20 protein-coding genes are annotated in these 25933 nt (G+C 33.5%); 10 read left to right on the forward strand and 10 right to left on the reverse strand.

All coding sequences use genetic code 11. The features are described from left to right. The first annotated feature begins 77 nt into the window (after nt 1–77). From CHB80_RS17750 to CHB80_RS17795, 10 genes are all read left to right on the forward strand, one after another. The gene (locus tag CHB80_RS17750) at nt 78–1397 is read left to right on the forward strand and encodes a hypothetical protein (RefSeq protein ID WP_089372853.1); all 1320 of its coding nucleotides are present in this window, start codon (nt 78–80) and stop codon (nt 1395–1397) included. Between the two features lie 507 nt (nt 1398–1904). After that, a complete protein-coding gene (locus CHB80_RS17755) occupies nt 1905–3242 on the forward strand; it encodes a hypothetical protein (RefSeq protein WP_089372854.1) in 1338 nt (445 codons plus the stop codon). Nucleotides 3243–3244: 2 nt separating this feature from the next. Continuing rightward, complete coding sequence (locus CHB80_RS17760) at nt 3245–4126, forward strand: hypothetical protein (RefSeq protein WP_089372855.1); 882 nt, start codon at nt 3245–3247, stop codon at nt 4124–4126. Between the two features lie 130 nt (nt 4127–4256). Continuing rightward, entirely contained in the window at nt 4257–4724 is a 468-nt protein-coding gene (locus CHB80_RS17765; RefSeq protein WP_089372856.1) for a hypothetical protein, read from the forward strand. Between the two features lie 11 nt (nt 4725–4735). Continuing rightward, on the forward strand, nt 4736–5197 hold the full coding sequence (locus CHB80_RS17770) for a phage holin family protein (protein WP_089372857.1): 462 nt from the start codon (nt 4736–4738) through the stop codon (nt 5195–5197). A 165-nt stretch (nt 5198–5362) separates the two neighbouring features. After that, complete coding sequence (locus CHB80_RS17775; RefSeq protein WP_244905573.1) at nt 5363–5773, forward strand: TIGR02594 family protein; 411 nt, start codon at nt 5363–5365, stop codon at nt 5771–5773. Nucleotides 5774–6276: 503 nt separating this feature from the next. Next, a complete protein-coding gene (locus tag CHB80_RS17785; protein ID WP_089372860.1) occupies nt 6277–6888 on the forward strand; it encodes a hypothetical protein in 612 nt (203 codons plus the stop codon). 22 nt (nt 6889–6910) lie between these two features. Then, nucleotides 6911–7087, forward strand: a complete 177-nt coding sequence (locus CHB80_RS24750) for a hypothetical protein (RefSeq protein ID WP_179218207.1) — start codon at nt 6911–6913, stop codon at nt 7085–7087. Between the two features lie 232 nt (nt 7088–7319). Beyond that, nucleotides 7320–8519: a DUF2586 domain-containing protein gene (locus CHB80_RS17790; protein ID WP_089372861.1), complete on the forward strand. Its 1200-nt coding sequence runs from the start codon at nt 7320–7322 to the stop codon at nt 8517–8519. A 17-nt stretch (nt 8520–8536) separates the two neighbouring features. Further along, nucleotides 8537–8950 carry a hypothetical protein gene (locus tag CHB80_RS17795; RefSeq protein ID WP_089372862.1) on the forward strand — a complete coding sequence of 138 codons (414 nt, stop codon included), beginning with the start codon at nt 8537–8539 and terminating at the stop codon, nt 8948–8950. A 364-nt stretch (nt 8951–9314) separates the two neighbouring features. Here CHB80_RS17795 and def read toward each other — a convergent pair whose 3' ends face one another. The 10 genes from def to CHB80_RS17845 all read right to left on the reverse strand — a co-directional run bounded on the left by def (nt 9315) and on the right by CHB80_RS17845 (nt 25916). Further along, nucleotides 9315–9839 carry a peptide deformylase gene (gene def / locus CHB80_RS17800; RefSeq protein WP_089372863.1) on the reverse strand — a complete coding sequence of 175 codons (525 nt, stop codon included), beginning with the start codon at nt 9837–9839 and terminating at the stop codon, nt 9315–9317. Between the two features lie 11 nt (nt 9840–9850). Next, nucleotides 9851–10486 (reverse strand): VOC family protein, encoded by a 636-nt coding sequence (locus tag CHB80_RS17805; RefSeq protein ID WP_089372864.1) that lies wholly within the window; start codon nt 10484–10486, stop codon nt 9851–9853. Nucleotides 10487–10587: 101 nt separating this feature from the next. Beyond that, nucleotides 10588–11907 (reverse strand): carboxypeptidase-like regulatory domain-containing protein, encoded by a 1320-nt coding sequence (locus tag CHB80_RS17810; protein WP_089372865.1) that lies wholly within the window; start codon nt 11905–11907, stop codon nt 10588–10590. A gap of 216 nt (nt 11908–12123) precedes the next feature. Further along, nucleotides 12124–12819 carry a hypothetical protein gene (locus tag CHB80_RS17815; protein WP_089372866.1) on the reverse strand — a complete coding sequence of 232 codons (696 nt, stop codon included), beginning with the start codon at nt 12817–12819 and terminating at the stop codon, nt 12124–12126. Nucleotides 12820–13008: 189 nt separating this feature from the next. Then, the gene (gene galE, locus CHB80_RS17820) at nt 13009–14028 is read right to left on the reverse strand and encodes a UDP-glucose 4-epimerase GalE (protein ID WP_089372867.1); all 1020 of its coding nucleotides are present in this window, start codon (nt 14026–14028) and stop codon (nt 13009–13011) included. An 87-nt stretch (nt 14029–14115) separates the two neighbouring features. Continuing rightward, nucleotides 14116–15759 (reverse strand): solute:sodium symporter family transporter, encoded by a 1644-nt coding sequence (locus CHB80_RS17825; RefSeq protein ID WP_089372868.1) that lies wholly within the window; start codon nt 15757–15759, stop codon nt 14116–14118. 128 nt (nt 15760–15887) lie between these two features. Continuing rightward, entirely contained in the window at nt 15888–19070 is a 3183-nt protein-coding gene (glpK, locus tag CHB80_RS17830) for a glycerol kinase GlpK (protein ID WP_089372869.1), read from the reverse strand. A gap of 26 nt (nt 19071–19096) precedes the next feature. Next, complete coding sequence (locus CHB80_RS17835; protein ID WP_089372870.1) at nt 19097–20863, reverse strand: glycoside hydrolase family 36 protein; 1767 nt, start codon at nt 20861–20863, stop codon at nt 19097–19099. 9 nt (nt 20864–20872) lie between these two features. Next, nucleotides 20873–24211, reverse strand: coding sequence for a CRTAC1 family protein (locus CHB80_RS17840; protein ID WP_089372871.1), 3339 nt, complete (start codon nt 24209–24211; stop codon nt 20873–20875). A 115-nt stretch (nt 24212–24326) separates the two neighbouring features. Next, a complete protein-coding gene (locus CHB80_RS17845) occupies nt 24327–25916 on the reverse strand; it encodes a RagB/SusD family nutrient uptake outer membrane protein (RefSeq protein ID WP_089372872.1) in 1590 nt (529 codons plus the stop codon). Between the last annotated feature and the right edge of the window lie 17 nt (nt 25917–25933).

A 25933-nucleotide genomic window follows, 5' to 3' on the forward strand; every position in this document is an offset into this window, starting at 1 on the left:
GATGATTGATTTTAATGTTATAAATAATCTTTATTCCCTGTAGTAGACTTACGCTATTTCATAATAACTAAAAACAAATGAAACAAACACGAAATATTTTAAAAACATATTTTGAAAAAGGAGATAGACCTACTCAACAAGAGTTTGAAGATCTTATTGATAGTATGATATTAAATGAAGACCTTATGGCAGGAGTCTCATTTATAGATAATTTAGATAGTGATTCTACAGAAGAGGGACTTACTGCAAGACAGGGTAAAATCCTTAAGGGGTTTATTGATAATCTTACGTCTATTTTAAATAGTAATGATACAACACTAGATGAATTACAAGAAATCGTAGATTTTATAAAACAAAATAAAGATGATTTAAGTAATCTTACTATAGATAATATTATAGGTTTACAGGAAGCTTTAGATGCTAGTTCGGGAGGAGGAGATGTTTCTTTAGATGATAGTGTAGATACTGTTTATGACCCTTCATCTTTTACCGGACAAGAAGGTAATACAACACTAGCACTCACAAATAGACTAGGAGCACAAGAAAGATTTAGTCAGATTCTTTTTGCAAATGGATCTGCAAAACAATCTATTTCTAGAATTGTTTCTATCTATGAAACAACCACAAGAAATAGATTAGCATTTATAGTTGAGAATGTAGGTGTTGTACAAGCATTAGTACTTAAAGGTAATGCAGCAGATTTTGCAGTGCCCATAAATGTCGCTACAGTAAATGTTAGTAATGGTATAAACGTAAGGAATGCGGTACCTTTTATAAACTTTTTTGGGGAGGACAGTGATGAGCTAGATGGCGATGAAATAGGAAAGTTATATTTTGAAAGTAGTACAAGTCAAGATTATCATTTACAAGGAGAAGTAGGTAGGATTACAGTAGAAGTAGATGGCGATGCCACTTTTACAGGACGAAATACAACCAATGGTTCTAGATTAGTTTTTCGTGTAAAAAATATGGGCGATGGAGTAATAGAAGGCCTTAGAATAAATAAAAAAGGAGTCAATATTCCCAAAGCTTTAAACTATAAAAACCTTCAAAAATTCACAAATGATAATGAGGCTATTCAAAACTCTTTACTAGATGGAGATGTCTATATCAATTCAAATACAGGAGCCGTTAGAGTTGTAGGAGTAAGTAGTATTACCACAGCAAGACGACAAGCTTTTTCTTCTAATAATACCTTGACAGGGGCTATAGATGGTAGTAATATATCTTTTAATACACCAGAAAAATTTATGCCTAATAGTGCCGAAGTCTTTCTAAATGGAATCGGACTTAGTGTCATAGATGATTATACAGAAGAAGGAGATAATAGTATTTCTTTTATAGAACCTCCGTTAGTAGGAGATAAAATAATAGTTCGGTATACTGCAGAGCAATAATGCTTTTTTATTTGTAAAATTGGGAGAGTACGTGGTAATACGTATTCTCCTGAAACTACGGATATAGAGAGCGAAAATTTGCTTTTAAATTTGATTGTTTTCCTACTTTTACAATGTAAATGATAAAGAAAAAAATAAAAAAGTTAGATAGAAAAATAGAGTTACTCTTGGCTTGACTTTACAAGAATATTGTTTTTTATATCACTTTATAGCGCTAAAGAACGATTAAAAATGATAGAAGAAGATAACAGCTTGAAATGTAGTAATAAGAAATAATCTTTGATGTTAGATTATTTATTCTGTTTCTAATTTTACTATAAAAAATAGAAGACAAAGTGCTTCTTATAAGAATCGATTTTACAACAATGTAGGAGAATGTCTTGATCTCTTGGTTACTTTTTAAAGTAAGGCGCATTGTCATATGATTTAAGTTCAAAGTATTGGTAATGTGTGTTTTGTAAACACGCAAGAGGATAATTATGTCAAAAAATAAAAGTATTAATTAAAATGAAAGCAAGTATAACAACTTTAAAATCTATGTTTCAGAGGGGAGATAAACCTACTGAGAAAGATTTTGAAGACCTTATTGATAGTTTCTTACATAAAGATGAAGGAACTGCTATTAAGAGTATAAATTTAGATGCAAGTGGTAATCTTGTGTTTGATTTTTCTGATGGAACTAAAGAAGTAATAAAACAGTTGCCTGATGAAATTCCAATTAGTTCAATAGTAGGACTTCAAAATGAACTTAACTCTAAAATAACTAATGATGCAGGTAGACAATTATCTTCAGAGGATTTTACTCCTGCCTTGAAGTTAAAATTGGAAGGATTAGAAAATTATGAACACCCACCTACACATCGTATTGATGAAATTGAAGATTTGCAACCTTCTCTGGATGGAAAAGTGTCTACAACGGCTAATGAGACCATAGCTGGTCAAAAAGTTTTTAGCGAGATTGTAGAGCTCATTAATGGTTTGAAGATTTCAAACTTTTCAGGTTCAGGCCTTCGCAATTTAGTGGTACAAGCTGATGGTACGGTAGATGTAAAAGCTATCGCTACAGATCTTTTTGTAGGAAATACAACCTTTGATGATACTACGAAAATATTGACTTTAGAACTTGTAAATGGGTCTACTATAGATGTTGATTTATCTAGTTTGGAAGAAGATTTAACAGGTTTAAGAACTAATATCGCTGCTTTAGAAGCAACTACAGCCTCTTTACAAAGCGCAAAATTAGATAAGGGAGGGTATGCAGGTACTGCACAAGATTTAGATACTATAAAACGTGATAAATCTTCTTTTTCAAAATCTATTACAGATGTCTCTGGAAACCTTGAACTACAAGGAGATCAGGAAGCTCCAGGAGCGAGTCGTTATTACGGAACAAATGGAGAAGGAGTAAAGGGGTATCACGAGATAGAACCTATCTATTTTAATGTTACTAATATTTTCTTAGGAGGTTCTTCTAATAATACAGGAGATCAAGAATTTTTTGTAGACCTCTCTTCTTATGGGGTCTTGAAATCTGGACATCAACTTGAATTAAATAACATCGAGTTTAGAGGAGATTTTAGTGGGACTAATGAGTTTGTAGATGTCGCTTTAAATACCACTACTGGTGATAAAATACGCATAGGGGAAGCTGGTGGTAGAGATTCTAGCCAATGGCAAAGTGCGCTAGGTATAGGTGATGGTGGAATCGTAGATATTATACAATTACCCACAGAAGAAATAGGTTTTACCATTTATGTGTCTCCTACTAGTGCAATCAATTTTAGACCACGAGGAATGCGTAATTGGTGGGAGTTAAGAGCAGACGTGCAATTTAAAATAATATAACCATGAGTATTTGGATAGGAAAAGACACAGATAATAACGTAAGAGCACAATTAGATTTTCAACCAGAAAATGGGCACTTAGGATTGGCTTGGGAAGAGGTGGCAGTATATGAAAACCCAGACCCCAAACATCTTTTAAAAACACTCGTAGTGCCTTCTCAATATGATAAAGAGATTACAGCAATAAATTACGTAACAGAATTGCAGTCAGGAATTAGACTGGTTGAAGATGTAACACTAACCAATGATGGTTTGGTAAAGGAAACTATTTATTCATATAAAGATGGAGAAGAAAAGAGACCTGTAGTTATGGTTTCTGAAAAGTATGAGTATAGAAATACAGACCTTGAATTTTACCCAGCTGAAAGAGGTATGTATTCTCGTGAAAAAAAATGGCAATATTACTTCGAAAATGGAATGCTAGATACCAATGAAGAAAATACAAAAGTGCGCTATAAAATATATGAAACAAACAGACAAATTCTAGAAGTCGGACTTAAAAGAAGAACAAATATTACACGCGTACTGTCAGAAAAGGTAGGAGCAATTCTGGTAATTCTTGGGATTTTTGTAGATGATGAAAATTCTACGGCAAAAAAGAAAGCTTATGATGAATTAAGGAAGCTATCCAGAGAGTTTTCTACAGATTTTACAGAATACAAATCGTATGCAACTACAGAGCTTTATGGATTAATAGAGACAGAATCATCCTTGCCTTGGTTGAGTGCTTTTGTTCCTACAAAGGAACAATTAATTGGATCAGGAAAAACAGAAGAAGAAGCTACCGTATTTCAGTCATATATAGATGCTCTTGAGTTAAATGATATGCAAGGAAATACCATACGCCATTATTTTATAGAAAAATTAAAAGGAAACGTGCGCTAAAAATCGCTATGATTTATGGTGTGTAATACAGAAATATGAATCTATTGACACTTGAAAATAGATTCATATTTCGATACAAATGAAAAAGATTCAAACTCCCCAAATCAGATTTAACCCTTAAAAAAATGTTATGAAAACTGTAAAAGTTTTATTTACAACAATGGCATTGCTATGGCTTGTCATCACTGTAAGTTTTATGATCCCTGTAAGTTTGGGATTGACCCCGTTTTTATTAATCTCAAAAAAATATTATGGAGAATGGATTCTTTTCTTCTTTGCTATTATTAGTGCTATAGGAATATACCCTCTCGGTTTTTTGTATAGAATAGTAAAGTGGGAATCGTTTAAAAGTTATTTAAGAAAAGTTAGCCTTACTATTGATATAACAGGAAATATCGTTGTTGGGGAGCTTTTAAACGACAATTTTATAACCGAAGCATCTACACATAAATTTGGTGTTCATCAAGAGACTATTAGCGATAACCTAGGAGAAAATGAAAGAGATGAAACCTTGACATCTTTTGGCAAGAGGTTCTCCAACCTATTAAGCGTCTTTGATTTTGATCACGCAAAAAAATCTATTGTCGAAGATAATTAATTGAGAACCAGATGTACGAAAAAATATTAGAATGCCCGAATGAATTAAAGATTCTCATTTATACCTTCTTTGTATATATAGATATTGATGTAGAGTTATTAAAAGTGTTATTCTGTCTTATCCTGATAGATACATTTTTAGGAATTGTTAAAACCTTTGTTTTAGAAGAAGCTTTTTCTTTTAAAAAATTAATACTGGGATTGGTCTCCAAAATAGCGGTATTACTTATTCCTATGTCTTTAGCACTTATGGGAAAAGGACTTAATTACGATTTTAATTGGTTTGTAACACTTGTAATGGATCTTCTTATTGTAAGCGATGGAATTTCCATATTTAGTAATGTAATTGCTATAAGAACAAAAAAAGAAGTGAAAAATTTTGATGCACTTACAAAACTATTAAAAACAATAAGAAGCTCATTGATAAAACTCTTTAAAAGGTTCTTAGACACTATTGATGAAAAAAATAATTAAATGTAGCGATAACTCAACCTTCTAGAAAGATTATAGCTGTATTGACAAACCTATTTATGTTGTTGTTTACGCTTTCGCGAAAGCGTATATAAGCTGCAGAAATAATAAAAGTAATTCTCAAAATTCATAGCAGATTTTTAAAGAAAATAAAGAATGATAAAACATATGAAATATGCCTTTAGTCAGTATGGCATACAAGAAAAAAAAGGGACTAAAAACAACCCCGAAGTAATTAAATATTTTAAAGAGTTAGGATATAAAGGAAAACAACTAAAAGAAGAAACTGCTTGGTGTTCTGCCTTTGTTAATTGGGTGTTTAAAATGAGTGATGCTCCATATACAGGTAAATTAGACGCAAGAAGTTGGTTGGAATTAGGTATGGAAACCAATAATCCTCAATTGGGAGATGTTGTTGTTTTTTGGGAGGAAAGCAAAAGGAGTAAGAGAGGTCATGTAGGTTTTTATATAAACCAAATAGATGATGAGGTTTTTGTGTTAGGAGGGAATCAAAACAATCAAGTAAATATTTCCAGTTACCCAGTTTCCAAATTATTAGGATATCGAGTAATTATTTAAAGAAAAAATGTTTGCATTTAAGAAAGAGTATGTGTTTGTGAGTTGTTTGTTGTTATTTATTCTTTTCAACGAGCAATGTCAGACTGATTACAAAAGAAACACTCAACGTGAGCAAAATATAGATATGCAACATGAACTTGATAGCATGCGACAAGCTCTTGATACGTGTAATACTGCATCTAAAAACTCTCCATTGTAATAGCATCTTGTAATGCACTATTTATTCATTTGTATGCTTCTGTATTTGGTTTAGGTGTTTTATTATTTTGTAAAAAAGCAAATAAAAACATATTGCAAAGTATAAATTATTTGTGATATGTTTTTATTTGTGATAATTTTTAATTTATTACTGATAATAAGTGGTTTATAATTTGTTTGATTTGATTAAGTATTTGGTTTTAAAACAAAATACATGTTAAATATTCAATAAAAATTGTTTTTTTACAAAATTTTCTTTGTCAATATAAACATATGTTGTATATTTGAATCAAAGAAACAAACAAATGATTCTAAAGGAATTTTATTTAAATAAAAAAGAGTGTATTGAAACTGAAATGAGTTTTAGCGGTTTTATACCAGATGTAACGCTTTATAACACAAATGTTTTAAAAAGTGCTATAAAAACACCTACATTATTATTTAAGTACAATTCTGTTCATTGGGAAACTTTTTCGGAACAAACTCGTAAGGCAGATGTGTCTTTTTGCATATACGTTATCTTACCCAAAGAAGGTACAGGAGAACATATGCAACAGTATGAAAGTGTATTTGATTTTTCTAAAAGTATTGATAAGGCTATTCTTTCTACTAATGAAAAAATAGAGGGTATTACAACTATTTATAGGGCAATTTCAACGTCTAAAGTAATGGAAAAACAGTATATGCCCCATAATCAAGAGGGTTGGGGAGAAAGTGCAGAACATTTTATTTGGGAGTTGTCATATAAAACTATTCTTACAGAGTCTAATGTCAAAAACTACTATAATGTGATTGATAATCAGGTTGTCGTAGATAGTCAAAATCACACTCACATACAGAATTTTTCAGGTCCGTTTGTTTCTTTAGAAAATCATGAGATGTATGAAATCATCAATACGCCATTAAATAATAATTAATTAAAATAAACTATAATAAGCTATGAGACGAAGTAATGTGTTATTAGAAAAAAGAAGAGCCTTTGTATTGGAGTATATACAGGAAAATCAAGAAAAACAAATGAAGGTAATAGTGAGTGAACTCTCAGAAAAGTTATTTGTAACTGAGCGTACAATTTATACTATTATTAATCAAGGATCACAACTTAAAGCATCCTGATAATTCTTTCTAACTACTGATTTTATATGTAATATGTAGTTGTCATTTTTAAATAGTGTATTTATGATATTAATAAGCGCAAATTTTATCTAAATACTACTATCAAACATCATTTGAAACGCTTCTTAAATTCTTAAGAAGGATCCCATTTTAATTTTTTGAATAACAAAGATTAATGAAGATATATACTTCTTCGTATAGATCTCCTATGCCCAAACTGAAACAAGATACTATGAGTACATTAATAGATATAGTTGTAGAAGATATTCCTGACGTCTTAAGTAAAAGAGACCCAAATCATGATATGATATCTGGATTGCTATTTAATGGTAGCATTACTCCAGAAGGATTAATACATAATACTATTTTTCGACTAGCATCATTAGAAGATGCTGAAAAATTAGGTATAACAGAAGCTTATGATGTACAAGGACAATCTGCATATTATCAAATTCAACAGTATTACAGGCTTAATCCAGTAGGTGATTTGTTTATAATGGCAACTGAGAGTACTTCGTATGGGGAGCTAGCCAGTAATGCCAACAAAATGCAAGAAGCTACAGGAGGAGAAATACGTCAAATGGCACTCGTGTTTTCTGGGAATGCTACTTTTTTTGATACAAAATTAGCTATTCAAGAAGCGCAATTGCAAGTAGATAATGCATATCAAAATTATATGCCTTTTGAAGTACTTGTAGAGGGAAAGGGTTTTCCTGAGGTATATTCAAAAGGAGTATCTGCACTAGATGATTTAGCAGATTATAATGCAAATAATGTATCTGTTGTCATAGCGATGGATGTAGAGGATGCTATGAAGTATCCAAATACAGCAGCTGTAGGAATGGCATTAGGAGCCGTTTCTTATGCAAAAGTATCTGAGAATATTGTATGGGCAGAACAATTTAATCTTCAAGGAAAAGGGTTTTTAAAAGCTGGGCTTATTGGAGGAAAAGAAATTGTAACCCAAAAAGATCTTAAGGTTTTAAATCAAAGAAGGTATGTGTTTGCAAGAAAACATGTTGGTGTACCTGGATTATATTTTAATGATAGTCATACTGCTACATCTGGAACTTCTGATTTTGCATATATAGAAAATAACCGTACTGCAAATAAGGCTACACGATTATTGCATAAAGCATTATTACCAAAGTTAAACTCTTCCATTTTGATAAATGCTAATGGTACAGTTGCCTTATCTGTTTTAAAGGGTTTTGAAGTGATATGTTTAAAAACATTACAAGGGATGATGTCAAGTCGAGAAATTTCAACTTTCGACATTTTTATTGATCCTTCTCAAGATGTTTTGACTCATTCCGAATTGCGAATTAAGGCAGAGATAACCCCCATAGGAATAGCTCGTAAAATCGTAATAGATCTTGGATTTAAAAACCCTTTTAGGTTAAATAAACAGGAACGATTACATAGCAATTAACTTTAAAATATACAATCATGAACGAACTACCATTCATAAACGGACAAAAATATAACTGGTCTACGATAGAAGTATGTGTTTTAGATCAGGTGCTTACTGGAATTACTTCTGTAAATTATAATGATTCACTAGGAGAAGAAAGTCATTATGAAATAGATGGGTTTCCGGTATTTTCAAAAAGCAATGCCTATGAAGCAAAAGCTTCAATTACATTAGATCAAGATAATGTAAATGTAATTCTTAAAGTCCTTTCGGAAGATGAGGAGTTACAAAATATTCCGGCATTTGATATTGTAGTGAGTTATTTAAATAATGATAATATCATTACTCAGGTAGTTCGTAATTGTGAGTTTACTACAAATTCATTATTGATTAATCAAAAAAATGAGGTCGCCCTAGATCTTATTTGTTCACATATTGAGTGGAACTAAAAAATATTTTTAAAATCTCACTAATGTATAAACAATATGTTTTGTTGTACATGCATCATATAGTTAGATTTTTATATGTAATTCTCCACAAGACCCTAAACGGGCAAAACAAACATAAAATGAGACGTTTGTAGCGTCTAGATGGACTTACATATATAGTTGCACAATTAAAAGCTGCTTTTAAGATTTTCTTGCCACATATCTTAAAGCAGCTTTTTTATGTTTATGATTAGTTAAAGATTTGCTTGCATGTTTGTCATTGCGTTAGGGATAGCAACGGCATCCTTTTTTGGGTAAGATGTATGCCCAAAAAAGATATAGTGAATAGCCCGCCCCGCAGGGAACGCCCATTTATAAAAAATAGTTAGATCCAATACTTTTCATACTCTTCTTGAAATGTAAGAGTCTCCATAGATTCCATTCTGTCTATTAATAAGGTTCCATTAAGGTGATCAAGTTCGTGTTGCGCTACAATGGATGCAAAGTCATCTAATTCTTCCTGGAATGATTCTCCATGTCTATCGGTTCCTTTCAGTAAAACTCGTTTATAACGTTTTAATTTGCCACGTATGTTTGGGATAGAGAGACAACCTTCCCAACTATCAACAAGAGTATCATCTAAGATCTCTATTTCTGGATTGATAGCAATATATAGTGGAAAAGGAGTTTTATTTGGGTAACGAGGGTTTTCTTTCATTTCCATGGTGAAAACTCGTTTTAGAATTCCTACTTGTGGCGCTGCGATACCTGCTCCATTTTGAAAACGCATAGTCTCAATTAAATCATCTATAGTTTGTTGAAATTCGCTAGTCTTTAATTCTTCATGTATGAGAATAGATGTTTTACGCAAGAGAGGATTTCCCATTTTTATTACATCAAGTACTGCCATGTGATTTATTGTTATAAATGTATAATTCCGTTCGGGGTGTTTAATGTAATCTTTATAGAAATTTGCTGCTTTTCTTCTATCTTGAGATTGTATCCGATTTCTTTTAGAAAGGGTAGTATTTTTTCAGGAGTAGGATGTGTAGCTTGTATATTTACTAATGAACATCCCATGTTTGGAAGTATATCATGTGGGTGTGTATCACTTTTTGACCAATCTAATACAAAGGGAATAAGCTCTACTTCTGGAGTAGGGAGCGGCATGAGTAATTCCCATTGTAATACCTGCGCACTTGCTGTATGTCGGGATCCTTTTTTGAAGGTACCCATGGCTGGATGGTATTTTTTTAAAATACGGCTGTCTTTTATTAGGTCTTTGGATTTTAAAGCAAATCTTGTGACTTGATTTCTCGTTAAAACATCTACACCCATCCATCTATTTTGGATTAGATTTTTATTGTTATGATCTATAGCAATAAGCTCTAAATACATGCCATCTTGTAGATTAATAAGTGCATTTTTTGTGCCTTCTGTAGTATGATGTCCTCCAAAAACAGGAGCAACTCCTATTTTTTTTTCAAATTCTTTACTGGCAATATCGAGATCAGAAACAGCGTACACAATATGATCTATGGAGCGATTTGTATTCATAAATGGTTATTCAGAAAGAGACTGTTTAAAAAATAAATCAATTATGATTTATTTTTTAAACAGTCTCTTTTATATAATTTACTTACGTGAAAAAGTAATATTTATGGTTTTTTACCTACAGATGCCTCTGTTTTGCCTTCTTCTCTCTCTAGACGTCTTTGTATTTTTCTAATAGCAGATTCTATGGATTTTTCAGGTTCTATTACATTATACTCTCCCCAGAATTTTGGATCAGAAAACCCTGAAGCTTCATCAGACATGATAATTGAAGCGCTTAATGTGTTTTTTGAAGTCCAATCTTGAGTATTGTCAAAAAGCTCCCAATCAGTAACGGCCATTTCACATGTTAATGAATATGTAGATTTAAATAATCTACGGCGTTTTTTGACTTCAAAAGCCATATTGGCTTTACTATATCCATAATACCATTTTCCATTTTTTTCGCGATAGTCAACAGTATAGTCTATATTTTTTGCTTTAATGCGTACACCATCGGGCTTTCTTTTTACAAGTAGTTTAATCACTTCACTCTGATTAGAGAGATTTAAACTAAATGTTGCTTTAACAAGCGCTAATGAGTTTGTGTTTATGTATAGCTTTCCATTATAGAGAGGGTCTATTACATTATCTTTTTGTTTGAAATTTACAGTATATACGGGAGTTCCATTAATCTCGGAAGTAGGGCCAAATTCAAAGTCATATCCTTCCATTGTATAAGAAGTAAATACATATTCTGGATATTTCATTAAATCAATATATAAGGTGCTAAAGGGACCTCCTTGGAGTTTTAGGGCGATTGTATCAAGTTTTGAGTAGTCCGTATTTTTTCTTGATTTAATTAATTTGATCACATCGTCTTTAGTGTCTCCATAAGGTTGTTTATAGACGTTTAATACTGCTTCTGCTAACGACGCATTCTTGTTTCTTTTCTTGATGGTTTCTCTATAGAAAGTAGTCATCAGTGTTTTGTCGTCTAAATAATTAGAACGCTTCTTCTCAAAAACTTTATCAACGAGATCACGTGCGTTTTTATACGAAGTGATGTTTACCTCTGTAAGCTCTATTGATGAGGTTTGCAACGAGATGCGTAAATCTGTTGCATTGTCTTTACTTACATTGATTGTTTTTGGTTTATAGCCTAGGGCATCAATTTTTAAAACAATAGTCTCAGTATTGTCAATTTTTAATAAAAAGGCGCCTTCGGTATTGGTGATGGTACTTGTGTTGCTGTTTACTTCCTGAATGGAAGCAGCAATGATAGGTTCTCCTGTCGTAATGTTTACAACCTGACCATTGATCTCAAGAAAGGTATTGTCAGTTTGTGCATTTAAGTTCGTGGCATAGGTGCCAAGGAAAATTAATAAGAAGATGGTTGACATTAATTTTCCTATTTTTTCTGGTAATAAATAAGAAATTTTCATACTTGTGTCTTTAAAGGTATGTATCAGAATAATAATACCTGCATTATAAGATACGAATTTTTTAATTTTTATCCTAGGTGATCTTTATACTAAGGAAGTTTAGAATAGTTTTTTAACAACTTTAGCTAAGATATGACCTTGTTTTAGGATTTGTTTCAAAAAATAATCCCTTATGAAAATGTTCATAAGGGATTATTTTTTGTGTCATATATATTATTATAACGAATTATAATAGTCCATGATTTTTTTCAAGTCATTAGGTTTTTTAACCTTCAGTTTTTTACTTTTTATATAAGCTTCTACTTTATCAGCTTTATCTCCCATAACTTTTAGGAGTTTAGATTTTTTAAGTTGGAATTTTGAAAAATTCTCACCTTGTACAATGTAATAATCGTAACGTAATAAGAATTTGTCATTAGGAGCTCCTCGTTGAGGATTAGGGCTTCCTTCTTTTATTTCTATACGGTAGTCTTTATATATAGAAAAGTCTTTATTTTCTACGAGCACTTCAAAAACTCTACTTTTTTGATGAATTGGAGAGTAGATGTTTTTAAAGGTTTTATTCTTAATAACAACTTCTTTTAAATTTCTAAAGTTAAATGTAAATAAAGAATCTGCTCCTATTTTAGATTGAAATGCGTTACGTTGTGCATTAAAGTTTAGGTTGTTTAAACGCACATTAGTTTCTTCAGAAGATACAGTAGCATAATTAGACCAATCTTCATAAATGTATACAGTACCGTCTATAGGTTTTTTAGGATTTCTGATAATAGAAGAAGATCCAAAGGCTGCTCTATTTGCTCCTAGGTTTGTAAGTCCAATAAGAACATTGTTGTTTGGGTTTACACCTTCGTTTTGTCCACACACTACAGTAGAACATAATAATAGTGCGATGATAAGGGTTCTTAACATATTTGTAGTTTTTTAGGGCGCTAAAATAAATAAATATGATCTATATAGAGGTAAACCCCGACACAAATTAACTTCTTGATAACAGTTAAAACTAAAATTTAACATAACAGAGGGGTGTCTTGTCAGAATTAATTCTGATAAAACAAATAATTTGGATACAGATCTTACGTAAGGAGATGTAAAATAGAATTATTTACTACGTACTTTTTGCTCCCAAGTCCATGCAGATGCCATGGCTTCATCAAGACTACTATTTGCTTTCCAACCAAGATCGTGATTTGCTTTGTGCGTATCTGCATAGGCAGCAATAACATCTCCTTCTCGTTTATCGACAATTTTGTAATTAAGTGATGTATTTGTAGCTTTTTCAAAAGAAGTGATTACTTCCAGAACAGAACTTCCAACACCTGTACCTACATTAAAGACCTCGTAGTTGTCTTTATTTTTATCTTGTAGCAAACGTTCTAGTGCTACTACATGAGCTTTTGCTAAGTCTACTACGTGAATATAATCTCTAATGGCTGTACCATCTGGAGTAGGGTAGGTATCTCCAAATACAGATAATTGATCTCTTAGTCCTATAGCTGTTTGCGTAATAAATGGTACTAAGTTTTGTGGTACGCCTATAGGTAGTTCTCCAATCTCTGCAGATGGATGTGCTCCAATAGGATTAAAATAGCGTAGTGATATTGCTTTAAGATGTGATGTAATCTTACAGGTATCTCTTATAATTTCTTCTCCAATTTGTTTGGTATTACCATAGGGAGACTCAGCAGGTTTTACAGGGGCATTTTCTGTAATGGGTAATTCATCTGCTTGGCCATATACGGTACAAGAAGAACTAAAAATAAAACTGGCTTTATCCTTTTTTTGTAATTCTTGAAGAATGTAAATTAATGTTGCGATATTATTTTCATAATATAACAGCGGTTCTTTTACACTTTCGCCTACAGCCTTGGATGCTGCAAAATGAATCACTCCTGCAATATCTTGATGTCTATTAAAAAAGTCATTTACTTTAGATTTTTCTCTTAGATCAAACTCTTCAAAAATAGGTGTGATCCCTGTGATGTTTGTGATCCCTTTTAAGACCTCTTTTGACGAGTTAGAACAGTTATCTATAATAACCACTTCATGTCCATTATTTTGTAATTCTACAACGGTATGAGATCCTATAAAACCTAATCCTCCAGTAACGATTATTTTCATCTATTTTTCATGATTTTTTAACTGTACAAAGATACAGTATGTATTGTGTTTTATACGCTTTCGCGAAAGCGTATCATGAACTTTTATTTAAAATATTAAGTAAGTACTCAGTACTAACAGCGTAATAAGTCCTCCTACGATATAGGCATACTTCCATGGGGTTGTATCTATAGCTTCTGTAGTTTCTGGAACATAAATATCTGTTTTTGGTTTTATCATTCCAATCACTAGCATGATAATAATATTAACTACAAATAGAATTCCCATTACATGTAAAAAATGAGGAAAAGCTTCAGCTTTGATAAGAGCTAACTCAGCGATGTCAGTTATTCCATTTGTTTCAGCTTCAGCAAGAGCTGCTTTTTCATATGTAGGTCTCATGAATATTGTACAAACGTACATAATAACACCAGCAATCATAACAACTTTGGCTCCAAGGGCAGGTACTCTTTTTGTAAGTATTCCAATAATAACAACGGCTAAAATAGGAACACTTAAACTTCCTAATGCTTGTTGGATGTAGTCAAATAATCCCGCTGGAGCATTGGCTATAAATGGCGCAATGATCATCGATACAATGGCCACTAATAGTCCAAATAATTTCCCTGCTTTTACGGTTTGATGCTCTGATGCATCTTTTTTGAAAAACTTTTTATAAAGGTCAAATCCAAATAGCGTAGCACTACTATTTAATAAACTATTAAAGGAACTTAAAACGGCTCCAAAGAGTACGGCTGCAAAAAATCCTAATAAGGCTGGAGGCAATACTTCTTTTACTAATTGCGGATACGCTTGATCAGCAGAACTAAGCTCTCCATTAAATACATTCCAAGCGATGATACCAGGAAGTACTACAATTACTGGAATTAAGAATTTTACGAAAGCAGCAAGCATCATTCCTTTCTGTCCTTCTTTTAAACTTTTGGCTCCAAATACACGCTGTAAAATAGATTGGTTCGTACCCCAATAGTACATTTGTGCAATCATCATTCCTGTAAAGATCGTTCCTACGGGAATGGATGAGGTGGCATCTCCAGTAACATCAAATTTATCTTGGTTTTCTGTCCATAGTGTACTAAGTCCTGCAAACATATCTCCATCTCCAATGAGTTTTAAACCAAAATATGGGATTAATAATCCTCCTATTAATAATCCAATAGCATTGATCAAATCAGAAACCGCAACGGCTTTAAGTCCTCCAAAAATAGCATATACAATTCCTATCAGACCGATACTCCAAACACACAAAGCAATTACTGATGATTCTTCCCAACCTAGCATACTAGGTAAATCAAACATAGTACTAAAGGCTAAAGATCCAGAATAAAGGATGGTAGGGAGTAATACAATGGCAAAGGCTATTAAGAATAATACAGATAAAATAGCTTTTGTATTTTCATCAAAGCGTTTTTCTATAAACTCAGGAATGGTGGTAATTCCTCCTTTCATATACTTTGGAAGAAACCATACTGCGGTAATCACCATAGCTATGGCGGCAAGTGTTTCCCATGCCATTACAAGAATTCCTTCGCTAAAGGCTTGACCATTTAGCCCTACAATTTGCTCTGCAGATAAGTTGGTGAGTAATAATGATCCTGCAATAGTAATGGCGCCAAGACTTCTTCCTCCTAAATAATATCCGTCTGCAGATTTTTCATCGGTTCCTCTTGTTTTCCACCAAGCAAATCCTGCTACTAATAGTGTAAATCCAATAAATGAAATGATTCCCATAGGTTGTTTAGTTTATAGTGTTGCAGTGAAAATATGAAATTTCATTGAATATAAGGTTGCTTTTTGAGTACGCTTTCGCGAAAGCATACCCTTTATGATTTACTATAACGTTATAGTTGTTTTGTTGCTTAGGCTTCCATTTCTTTATCATAGTAATGTGATGCATCTTTTACTAAAATATCAAGCCACTTGTTTTCATCGATTACTCGTGCTTCGTCCCAACCTAAATATTTGATGAGGTCTTCTTGTACGAGTTGTCTGTATTTGTGTACACTGTGTATATCAAAATAGAGTCTTCCCGTTCTTCGTACAAAGAAATCGGCTAAAGAATTCGTCATTTCATGATGGACACTATACCAAACTTCGGCACGTATCAGGCGTTCTTCTACAGATTCATTTAAGAAATAATCTATTTTTTGTATGATATCATTTGCTTGTTTTCCATAGGTAGTCGCTAAATACTCGCTTTGGTTTTTATCTTTAACTCCTAGTGTTTTAAGTTGGGCTGCAATTTCTTTTTCATACGTATTTACCTCTTTTGTGTTTGACAAAGGGCTAGAGGTAAGAGGTATGCGTTCTGTATGCGATTTTACAAGATGTTCTTTTTTCTTCTCAGGTACATTTTTTAATACCGTATCAATAACACGTTGGGCCATTTTTCGATATCCTGTGAGTTTTCCTCCAGCAATAGAGATAAGTCCTGTTTCTGAAACAAAAATTTCATCTCTTCTAGAAAGTTCGGATGGGTCTTTTCCATCTTCATGAATAAGCGGTCGTAGCCCTGCCCAGTTAGATTCGATATCTTCTATAGTGAGTTGTACGCTAGGAAACATATTGTTTACGGCATCTAATAAATAGGTGGCATCATCTTGTGTAGCGACCACTCTATTTAAGTTACCATTATAATTGGTATCTGTAGTTCCTACATAAGTAGATCTTCCTCTTGGAATTGCAAAAATCATACGTCCATCGGGGACATCAAAATAAATAGATTGGGTCAATGGGAAACGTTCTCTTGAAAAAACAATGTGTACACCCTTGGTAAGGTGTAGGTGTTTGTTATTCATAGAGTGATCTTTCTCTCGTACTAAATCTACCCAAGGCCCTGCTGCCGAAACATAATTGTTTGCTTTTAATTTAAAACTGCTTTTGGTATTGTAATCATAACAGTGTAGGTTTTTAATCTTTCCTTCATCATCATAATTGAAAGATTTCATTTCACAGTAGTTAATTACGCATGCTCCAAATGAAGCCGCTTTTTTCAAGAGCTCGATGGTAAGTCTAGCATCATCAGTACGATACTCTGCATAGTAACCACCACCTACAAGATGTTCTTTATTTAATAATGGTTCTTTACTAGCGGTTTCTTCTGTAGTAAGCATTTTACGTTTGTCTTCTCCTTCTACATTGGCAAGAAAATCATATACTTTTAATCCGATGGCAGTCATCATTTTACCATAGGTGCCTCCTTCAATAAGAGGAAGTAGCATTTTTTCAGGAACTACGAGATGAGGTGCTAATTTATGTACGGTTGCTCGTTCACTACCAGACTCTTTTACGAGTCCAATTTCCATTTGTTTTAAGTAACGTAATCCTCCATGAATGAGTTTTGTAGATTTATTACTTGTGCCAGAGGCGAAATCATTTTTTTCTATCAAACATACATTCATTCCTCTAGAGGATGCATCTAAAGCAATACCCGCTCCAGTAACACCACCGCCAATAATGATGAGGTCAAAACGCTCTTTTTTGGCTCTTTGCAATTGGGTGTCTCTATCTAAAATAGAAAAACGAATAGGTCCTTCTTCTTTAACAGATAGCATATTTTGATTAGAAGATTTCGTACGAGCTACTGCTTGTTTCCATCCTGTGTATTTCTTAGTACGCGTATATTCTGTAATTTCAGGAGTAAATAGAGTATCTACTTCTCGTAATTTTGCGATATCCTTTTTGGTCCATAAACCTGCTTGAATCCCTGCTAAAAATGCAGCGCCAAGTGCTGTTACTTCCAGCATTTTAGGACGATCTACCTCTACATTTAAAATATCCGATTGAAATTGCATGAGGTAATTATTAGCTGTAGCACCTCCATCTACTTTAAGCGATTTCATTTGCTTACCACTATCTTCTACCATAGCTTCTAGTACATCTCTAGATTGATATGCAAGAGCGTCTATGGTTGCTTTAATAATCTCATTTTTGCCAGAATCTAGTGTGAGACCATAAATGGCTCCTTTTGCTTTCATGTCCCAATGGGGTGCGCCTAATCCTGCAAATGCAGGTACTACATACAAGTCGTCTGCAGCAATTGTTGCTTCACAAATGGCTTCGGTTTCTTTTGCGTGATCAATCACTTGGAGTTTATCTCGTAACCATTGCACAGAAGCTCCAGCTATAAATACACTTCCTTCTAAGGCATACTTTATATTGTCAGATTCTAAGCTTGCACAGAGTGTTGTTAAGAGACCATTTTTTGATTGGTATGGTTTTTTACCTGTGTTCATAAGCATAAAACAACCGGTTCCGTAGGTGTTTTTAGCCATTCCCGATTTATAGCCTCCTTGACCAAATAAAGACGCCTGCTGATCACCTGCAACGCCATAAATAGGTATTTGATGTTCTTTGTACGTAAAATGTCCAAAATTAGATGAAGAATGCTGTACTTTAGGAAGCATTGCTTTAGGGATTTGTAAAGCATCTAGCATTTTGGCATCCCAGTCTAATTCTAAAATATTATAAAGTAATGTGCGTGATGCATTCGAATGATCGGTTACGTGATGTTTTCCTTGCGTAAATTTCCAAATTAGCCAACTGTCTATAGTTCCGAATAAGAGTTCTCCTTTTTCTGCTTTTTCTTGTGCACCATGTACATGATCAAGAATCCATCGTGCTTTGGTTCCAGAAAAATAGGAATCTATGACAAGACCTGTATTTTTTGCAACATACTCTTCTAATCCTTGTGCTTTTAATTGCTCACAAATACCAGAAGTACGTTTATCTAACCATACAATGGCATTGTGTATAGGTTCACCCGTGACTTTGTCCCATATAACTGTTGTTTCTCTTTGGTTGGTAATACCAATGGCTGCAATTTGATCTATAGATATAGAAGATTTTTCTATTACTTCTTCAAAAACTTCTTGTTGATGGGTTGCAATTTCTATCGGGTCATGTTCTACCCATCCTGGTTTAGGATAATGTTGAGTTAATTCTTTTTGTGCAATACCGCAGATAGTGCCTTTCTTATCAAATATTATAGCACGTGTGCTTGTAGTGCCTTGGTCAAAAGCAATAATATATTCTTTACTCATAGTTTACCGAACAAATTCTTTTGTGATTAAAGATAAGTATTCTTTGATAGTTTAATTACTCCACAAGGAGGCACTTCCATTTTTAAAATTCCTTTTTGTAACTCTATAGATGATTCACTCAATACTTTTCCTGTACAGTTGTAGATTACGATATTATAACTCCCTAAATTATGAGAGAAGTCTATAATCACATGATCCTCTAATTGACCGTTTATGATATCAATCTTTGTAGCCTTTGAAGTAATACGTGCAACATAACTATCAAAAATTCCTATAATGTGTTGATCATTTAAAATGGACTCACAAATAGGATAATTTGCTAATGGTTTGTGAGGTGTAAACTCTCCTTTTAATAGTGTAGTGGCGTTTTGGTTCCAATAATTTGTGTAAAAACCTATCATACTCGCTTCTTCTTGCGATGCGTCTTTTAATAAAATAGACAATTGAGGTACTCCAAATAATGTGTTTACTAGTTGTAGTGCTTTTATTTCTATAGGTTCTTCTTTATGATATGTAAACATATCACTATGTACAGCAGTATTCCCACAGATCATTTTTATGTCTGCAATACGTACGCGGTTCATCGCAGTATCTCCTGGGCAGTCAAACGCTCTAAACATATTTCCATATTTGCGCATTGCAGGTCCTGTATATTTCTGTCTAAATTCAATAACAATATCTTCTTTGATAGATTTTAAAGAAGTGATAACATCTGTTAATAATTTATCTACTGCTTCATTAATGGAAGAAAAATCTCTTCCATTTTCTTGTGTTAATACAGTGTCGGGATATGCTTTAAATTCATCAATAAAATCAAGTTTGAAGCCATCTAGATTCCATTCTTTAAGAGCTTTTGTATATAACTCAATAAGGTGTGCCCTTACTTCAGGATATCTAGGATCAAACACTGGAGCCCATCGATGGTTTTCAGTTAAAAATTTCCCTTTAAATTTCTGGTAGGCCTTACTGTGCTTTCCACAAAAGGGTACTGAGTACCACAATGCCAACTTCATGCCAGTGTCTTGAACTGCTTTTGTAAATTCAGCAAGCTTTGGAATGCGCTCTGGTTCCCAATCTCCAGTATAATCATAACCTCTATTGCTGTCTTTAGTTTGCCAACCATCATCTAGAATCATGAGTTTATATCCTAATTTTGATGCTAATCTACATTCTTGCAATAGTACTTCAGGTTCCAAATTTTGATGAAATTGATACCAAGTTGAATACACAGGTTGTACTGCTAGTGCAGGTGTTGGAGTAGGAGTAAGGTGTTCAAATTGTTCCCACCAAAAGCTTATATTTTTTAATGCTTTAGAAAAATGATAGTTATTTTGATCTATTCGCAGTTCTGTGCGATATTCTGTAATTTCATGATGAGGTTCTGCAAATAATGTGATATGACAATATATACAATTGTCTTCTTCTCTATACAAGGCATTTAAAGAAGTTGTATTTATTGCATCAGAGCATGCATATGTAAGAACATTTGAATCGTCATGTCCATATAGAGCTATTATAGGAGCATCTACAGAAATACGAGATTCCATATGATCTAATTCCCAATCGTCCATAATACGTTTAGAAAAATCTGAAGTCGGTTTCCAAACTCCTTTCACATTGATGGCAGGGATTTTCCAACGTATTGTCACAGGTACAGGTACAAATGCTTTATAGGCTGAAAAATTAATAGTATAAATATCTATATTTCCTTCCTTAGTGTGTGGTGCTATTGTTACATCAAAAGCATCTGAATCTTTGATGATGTTAAAACGATGTGTAATTACTTCTTCCATGTAAGCCTATTATTCATTTATAGTCGGGCTATCTCCTTTATTAATTTCAAATACGCATATCTTTTCGTTATGCTGAGTGGCTATTATACGTATTTGCTTTTCTTTACTAATTGCTGCGGTGATATGATTTGATTGTTTAGGTACTATAAAGCCGCTTTCTTGATTATTAATGACTGTAAATCCTTTATCACTTCCCTTTAAAAATACACCTATTAGTGCATCATGCCTTCCATAATTGGATTCGGCGGTATAATCGTTTCCTACAAATAGGACATCTTTATAACCGTCTTGATCAATATCTTCAATCAGAATATCTTTGATGGAAGATCGTTGACATTCTTTAGGAAGTGGGTGAATAACAAATGTATTATTACCTATGTTTTCTGCATACACAGACTCAAATGTTGTTGCATTAAATGTGTCATTATCGAGATCCTGAATGTTTAAAAGCGTTTTGAAATCTACTTTAGCAAACTCACTGTAGGTTCCGTATCTCTTTTTTAGGGAAACTAGTTGTTTAAAAATATCATCCCTTGTATGAATAGGTTTTAATGTTGAGGTTTGGTGATGCATAAAATATTGTGCTAGTACAGGGTCTACACTACCATTACTATCAAAATCTTTTATATATACATATACGGGATGTTCTTGAGTAGGTTTTGTAAAGCCATTTATACCTTGGTTTCCTAGTATTAAATCTATATCACCATCATTATCTATATCTGAACTCTTTACAGTATTCCACCATCCATTCATTGATACATCTTTCCCTTCTTCATTTTTGAATTGTATAGGAAGTTGTTCTAGTGTATTGTCTTTTATAGTGTGTACAGTGATGCCATTCCAGTGTCCAACGGTAATCAACTCTTTATTTCCATTTGTAGAGAGATCAGCCCAAATAGCATTTTTCAAAAAACCGCTAGTACTTTTTATAGTATCGGCTATATAATACTTCTTGTTTTTATTTTCTAATAGATAACTTTCCATTCCAAGAGGATAGCTTCCAGCAAGCACACCTCCAGTAATAAACAAATCATCATCCCCATCTTGATCATAGTCTATTTTACTTACGCTAGAAGTATTAATGCCCATTTCTGGTAACCGCACTTCTTTAGGTATAACAAAATTTCCATTTCCATCATTTAGTAAAATATAATCTTGCAAGTCTCGTGCATCAGTACCTCCATATCCGATATATAAATCTAAATCACTATCCTGATCAATATCTACAAAGAGTGCTGAGGTTACATCAGAGTTTGAAGTAAATGTTTGAATGACATTATAAACTCCTAAATCATCTTCTTTTAATAACTGACTTGAGGTTTTACTATTCCCTCCTATAAATAATTCATCACCTACATTACCATCTATATCCCCTGAAATAATGACTGGTCCATTTGCATGAAATTGAGAGGGTAGTAGTGACTGTTGTATAAAATCGTTTGCTGGATTTTCAGTATGTGTATAGGATAAGATCGCTTCTTTTTTTTGTATGAGTGTCGTTTTTTCTTTTTTAGATACACTTGCTGTTATAGCATCTTTATAACTTAAAACAGAAGTCATATTTGGAGTAATATCTTTAGCAGTATACACTTTACCGTCTGGCCAAATCACTTCCAGAGAATCTATTGGCGATGTATTTATCCCAAAATAAATAGTAGGTTCTACAGAAGAGAGATATCCTTTTACTACAGATTGATACTGTGTTTGTGATATTCCTTGTTGCCACAAGGTAACTTTTGCTCCGATAGCCGTTTTGTTTTTTGGAGCACCTTTTAATTGGATACGTATATAATCAATAGCTTTTTTATCTGTATGATTTTCAAGGATGAAAGTAGCAGTATTAATGTTGTTTACTATAATATCTAAGTCCCCATCACCGTCTAAATCGGCATAAGCAGCGCCGTTTGAGAATGAATCTTTTGATTCCATCCATTGATTAGATACATCTTCAAATGAAATATCTCCGGTATTTTTAAACATATAATTAGGAAGGTAAATACCTGGTAGGTCATTTACAAGTGATTGTAATTTCTTAGTGCGTGCTTCAGGAGTTCCAAAAACATTATTTTGCCCAGAATAATTGATAAAATCTAAATCTGTAATATCTTTTACATAGCCGTTTGTAATGTATAAATCTTTCTGGCCATCACCATCATAATCAGCGATAAGTGGCGCCCAACTCCAATCTGTTTTTGCAATACCAGCTTTATATCCAACTTCAGAAGCAGGCAAAGCAGTACCTTGGGCTACTCCATTATGTATCTGTAAGGTATTTTGGACATATTGTGGCGTGTAACCATTACGTTGAGAGAGTAAGAATTTGTCATAGTTATTGAAACCAAGCATCTTTTTTTGACGCTCATAGTCATTTGGAAGCATATCTACAACAGCAATATCAGGTAATGCATCATTATTAATATCGGCAATATCTACGCCCATCGCATTATAAGTTTGCGTGGTGAGGATATCTGTATCCGCTTTCGCGAAAGCGTACCCAGCAGCATCACCTTGATTTATATATAATACATCGTTTGTAATAAAATCATTCGTAATGTAAATATCGGGCAATAGGTCATTGTTGTAATCGGTAATAGCAATACCTAGCCCAAAGCCTTTGTGTGTGATTCCTTTTTCTAGTGATACATCTTCAAAAACAGGGTGAGAGGCTCCTTCTGGAGTTTTGTTTTCTAGAAGAACATCTTTTAGATGTTCAGGAAATTTATCTTTAGGGATTGGATTGTTTCTGCCGTATTTTGTGTTTCCATTTCTAACAATAAAGGCATCTAAATCATGATCTGAATCATAATCAAAAAAGAGTGTTTGCTGGCTGTACTGTGTATCGTTTAGACCATACGCTGCTGCTTTTTCTTCAAAGGTTGGAATACCGTCTTGATTAAGTCCTTTGTTTATGTATAATAGATTAGGGCAATCATTATTGCAATGTACCCCGCCTACATTTATATAAATGTCATCATATCCATCTGTATTGATATCTACAATACTTACCCCTGTAGTCCAACTGTTAGTAGCTATGCCAGAGATCGCAGTAATATCTTGAAATTTCATTTCGCCTGTATTGAGGTATAATGTACTGGATACTTGATTTCCCGTAAATACAATATCAGGTAAACCATCATTGTTAAAATCACCAATACCGACGCCTCCTCCATTGTAGCAATACTGAAAATTGATAGCATTTATAGTATCATTCTCAGTAATCGTATTTTCAAATGTTATTTGAGAATGTGATGGGGAGACATACGAAAACAGATGTGTTTTCGAATTTCTTTCTTGGCAAGACCAGAAAGATAGTGTGATAAGAAAAATATACAGGCTATTTTTCAAATTGTAGGGTGTTTAAGGGATTATTTTTAACGTCGAGCAGATCACAAGATAAGACCTGCTCGACAAATTAAAAACAAACTAAATTCAAATATTGTTATTAAAAAGAAAAACGCACTTAATATCCTTGGTTCTGAGTAAGATTAGGATTTGCTTGTAATTCGGTTAATGGAATCCATAAAACTTCGTCTTGACCTGGTGTAAAAAATGCAGCAGGACCTGCTAAAGATTTAGGATGATTTCCACCAGCAACTGTAGATCCTTGTCCTAGGATATCGTCTGCGATTCCCCATCTTACAAGATCAAAGAAACGATGCCCTTCTCCTGTTAACTCCATTACACGTTCATCTCTTATTGCTTGACGTAATTCTGTTTGTGATATGTTATTAGGTAATTCGCTGATTTGCGCTCTATCTCGTACTTGATTTACAAATCCAACTGCTTGTCCAGTAGCGCCACTTTCATTAAGAGCTTCTGCAAGCATTAGTAGAGCATCTGCATAACGTATGATACGCCAGTTAGTTCCAAGATCATTTCCAAACCCAGAAATGGCAGAACTAGATAATCCTGATTCGATACCTGTATATTTTACAGAAAAAATAGGTTCTACTCCTAATGCATTTATCGTTTCTATACTAGGTGCAAAGTCTTCTAAATAAGGAACTCCTGCATATCCTGTTGCTCCTGGATAATCAAATACCATGGTTGCATTACGTCTTACAGTATCTCCATTGGCGTCAAAAATGTCACGAATATGTGGGTTGATTACGTGACCTTGATCTAAACTTACATGAGGAGGTGAGTAATCGATATGCCAGTTTGATTGCGTTCCAGTAAGAGGCGCATCTGATCCCCATACAAAGTTATCTTGTCCTACATATTGTAATTCATAAATAGACTCATTATTATTTTCGACTGATGAGTCAGAAGAAAAATTATCTCCATAATTAGCAGCTGGGAGTAGTGAATATCCTAATGTAGTAACAGTAGTTAAATCTGCAGCGGCATTTGCCCAATCTTGCATGTATAGGTAGGTTTTACCTCTTAATGCTAATGCAGCACCTCTAGTAGGACGACCCAAATCTTCAGATCCCCATGTGTCAGGTAATCTATTAACAGCCTCTGTTAAATCGGCAATGATTGCTTCATTAAACATTGCTGGAGTTGCATTTGATGGAAAGAATTCATCTGGATTTTGTGGATCTGGTGTTTGCATCACTAAAGGAGCAGTTCCAAAAAGATTTAATAAATACCAGTTACAAAATGCCCGTTGGAAATGTGCTTGTCCTAAGATTTCATTTTGTACTTGTCCTGAAAGCACCCCATTCTCTGCATCTTCTTCAATAATTTTATTGGCTCTGGAAATAGATTGATATAATTGTGGATATAAATCTACAGCCCATCTAGAAATACCAGGTTGTCCTTCTAGCGTAGACATTGTGGTATTTTGTTGAAAAGGGATCACATTATATGCATCAGAACGAAGCATAGCCCCTGTATGGATTACGCGTCCCCAGAAGAAAACGGCAGTAACTGGGTGATACATACCATTTACAGCGAGTCTAAAATCTGCTTCAGACTGAAAAAATTCAGGTTCTGCTACATTATTTGGATTTGAAATGTTGAGGTCTTCCTCATCACAACTATAATAGAGTACTACAGCAAGTAGCAACATTATAAAGGGAAACAGTTTTTTAATTGTTTTCATATCGTATTCTTTTTATT

The organism is Dokdonia pacifica, assembly GCF_900188275.1.
Lineage (GTDB): Bacteria > Bacteroidota > Bacteroidia > Flavobacteriales > Flavobacteriaceae > Dokdonia > Dokdonia pacifica.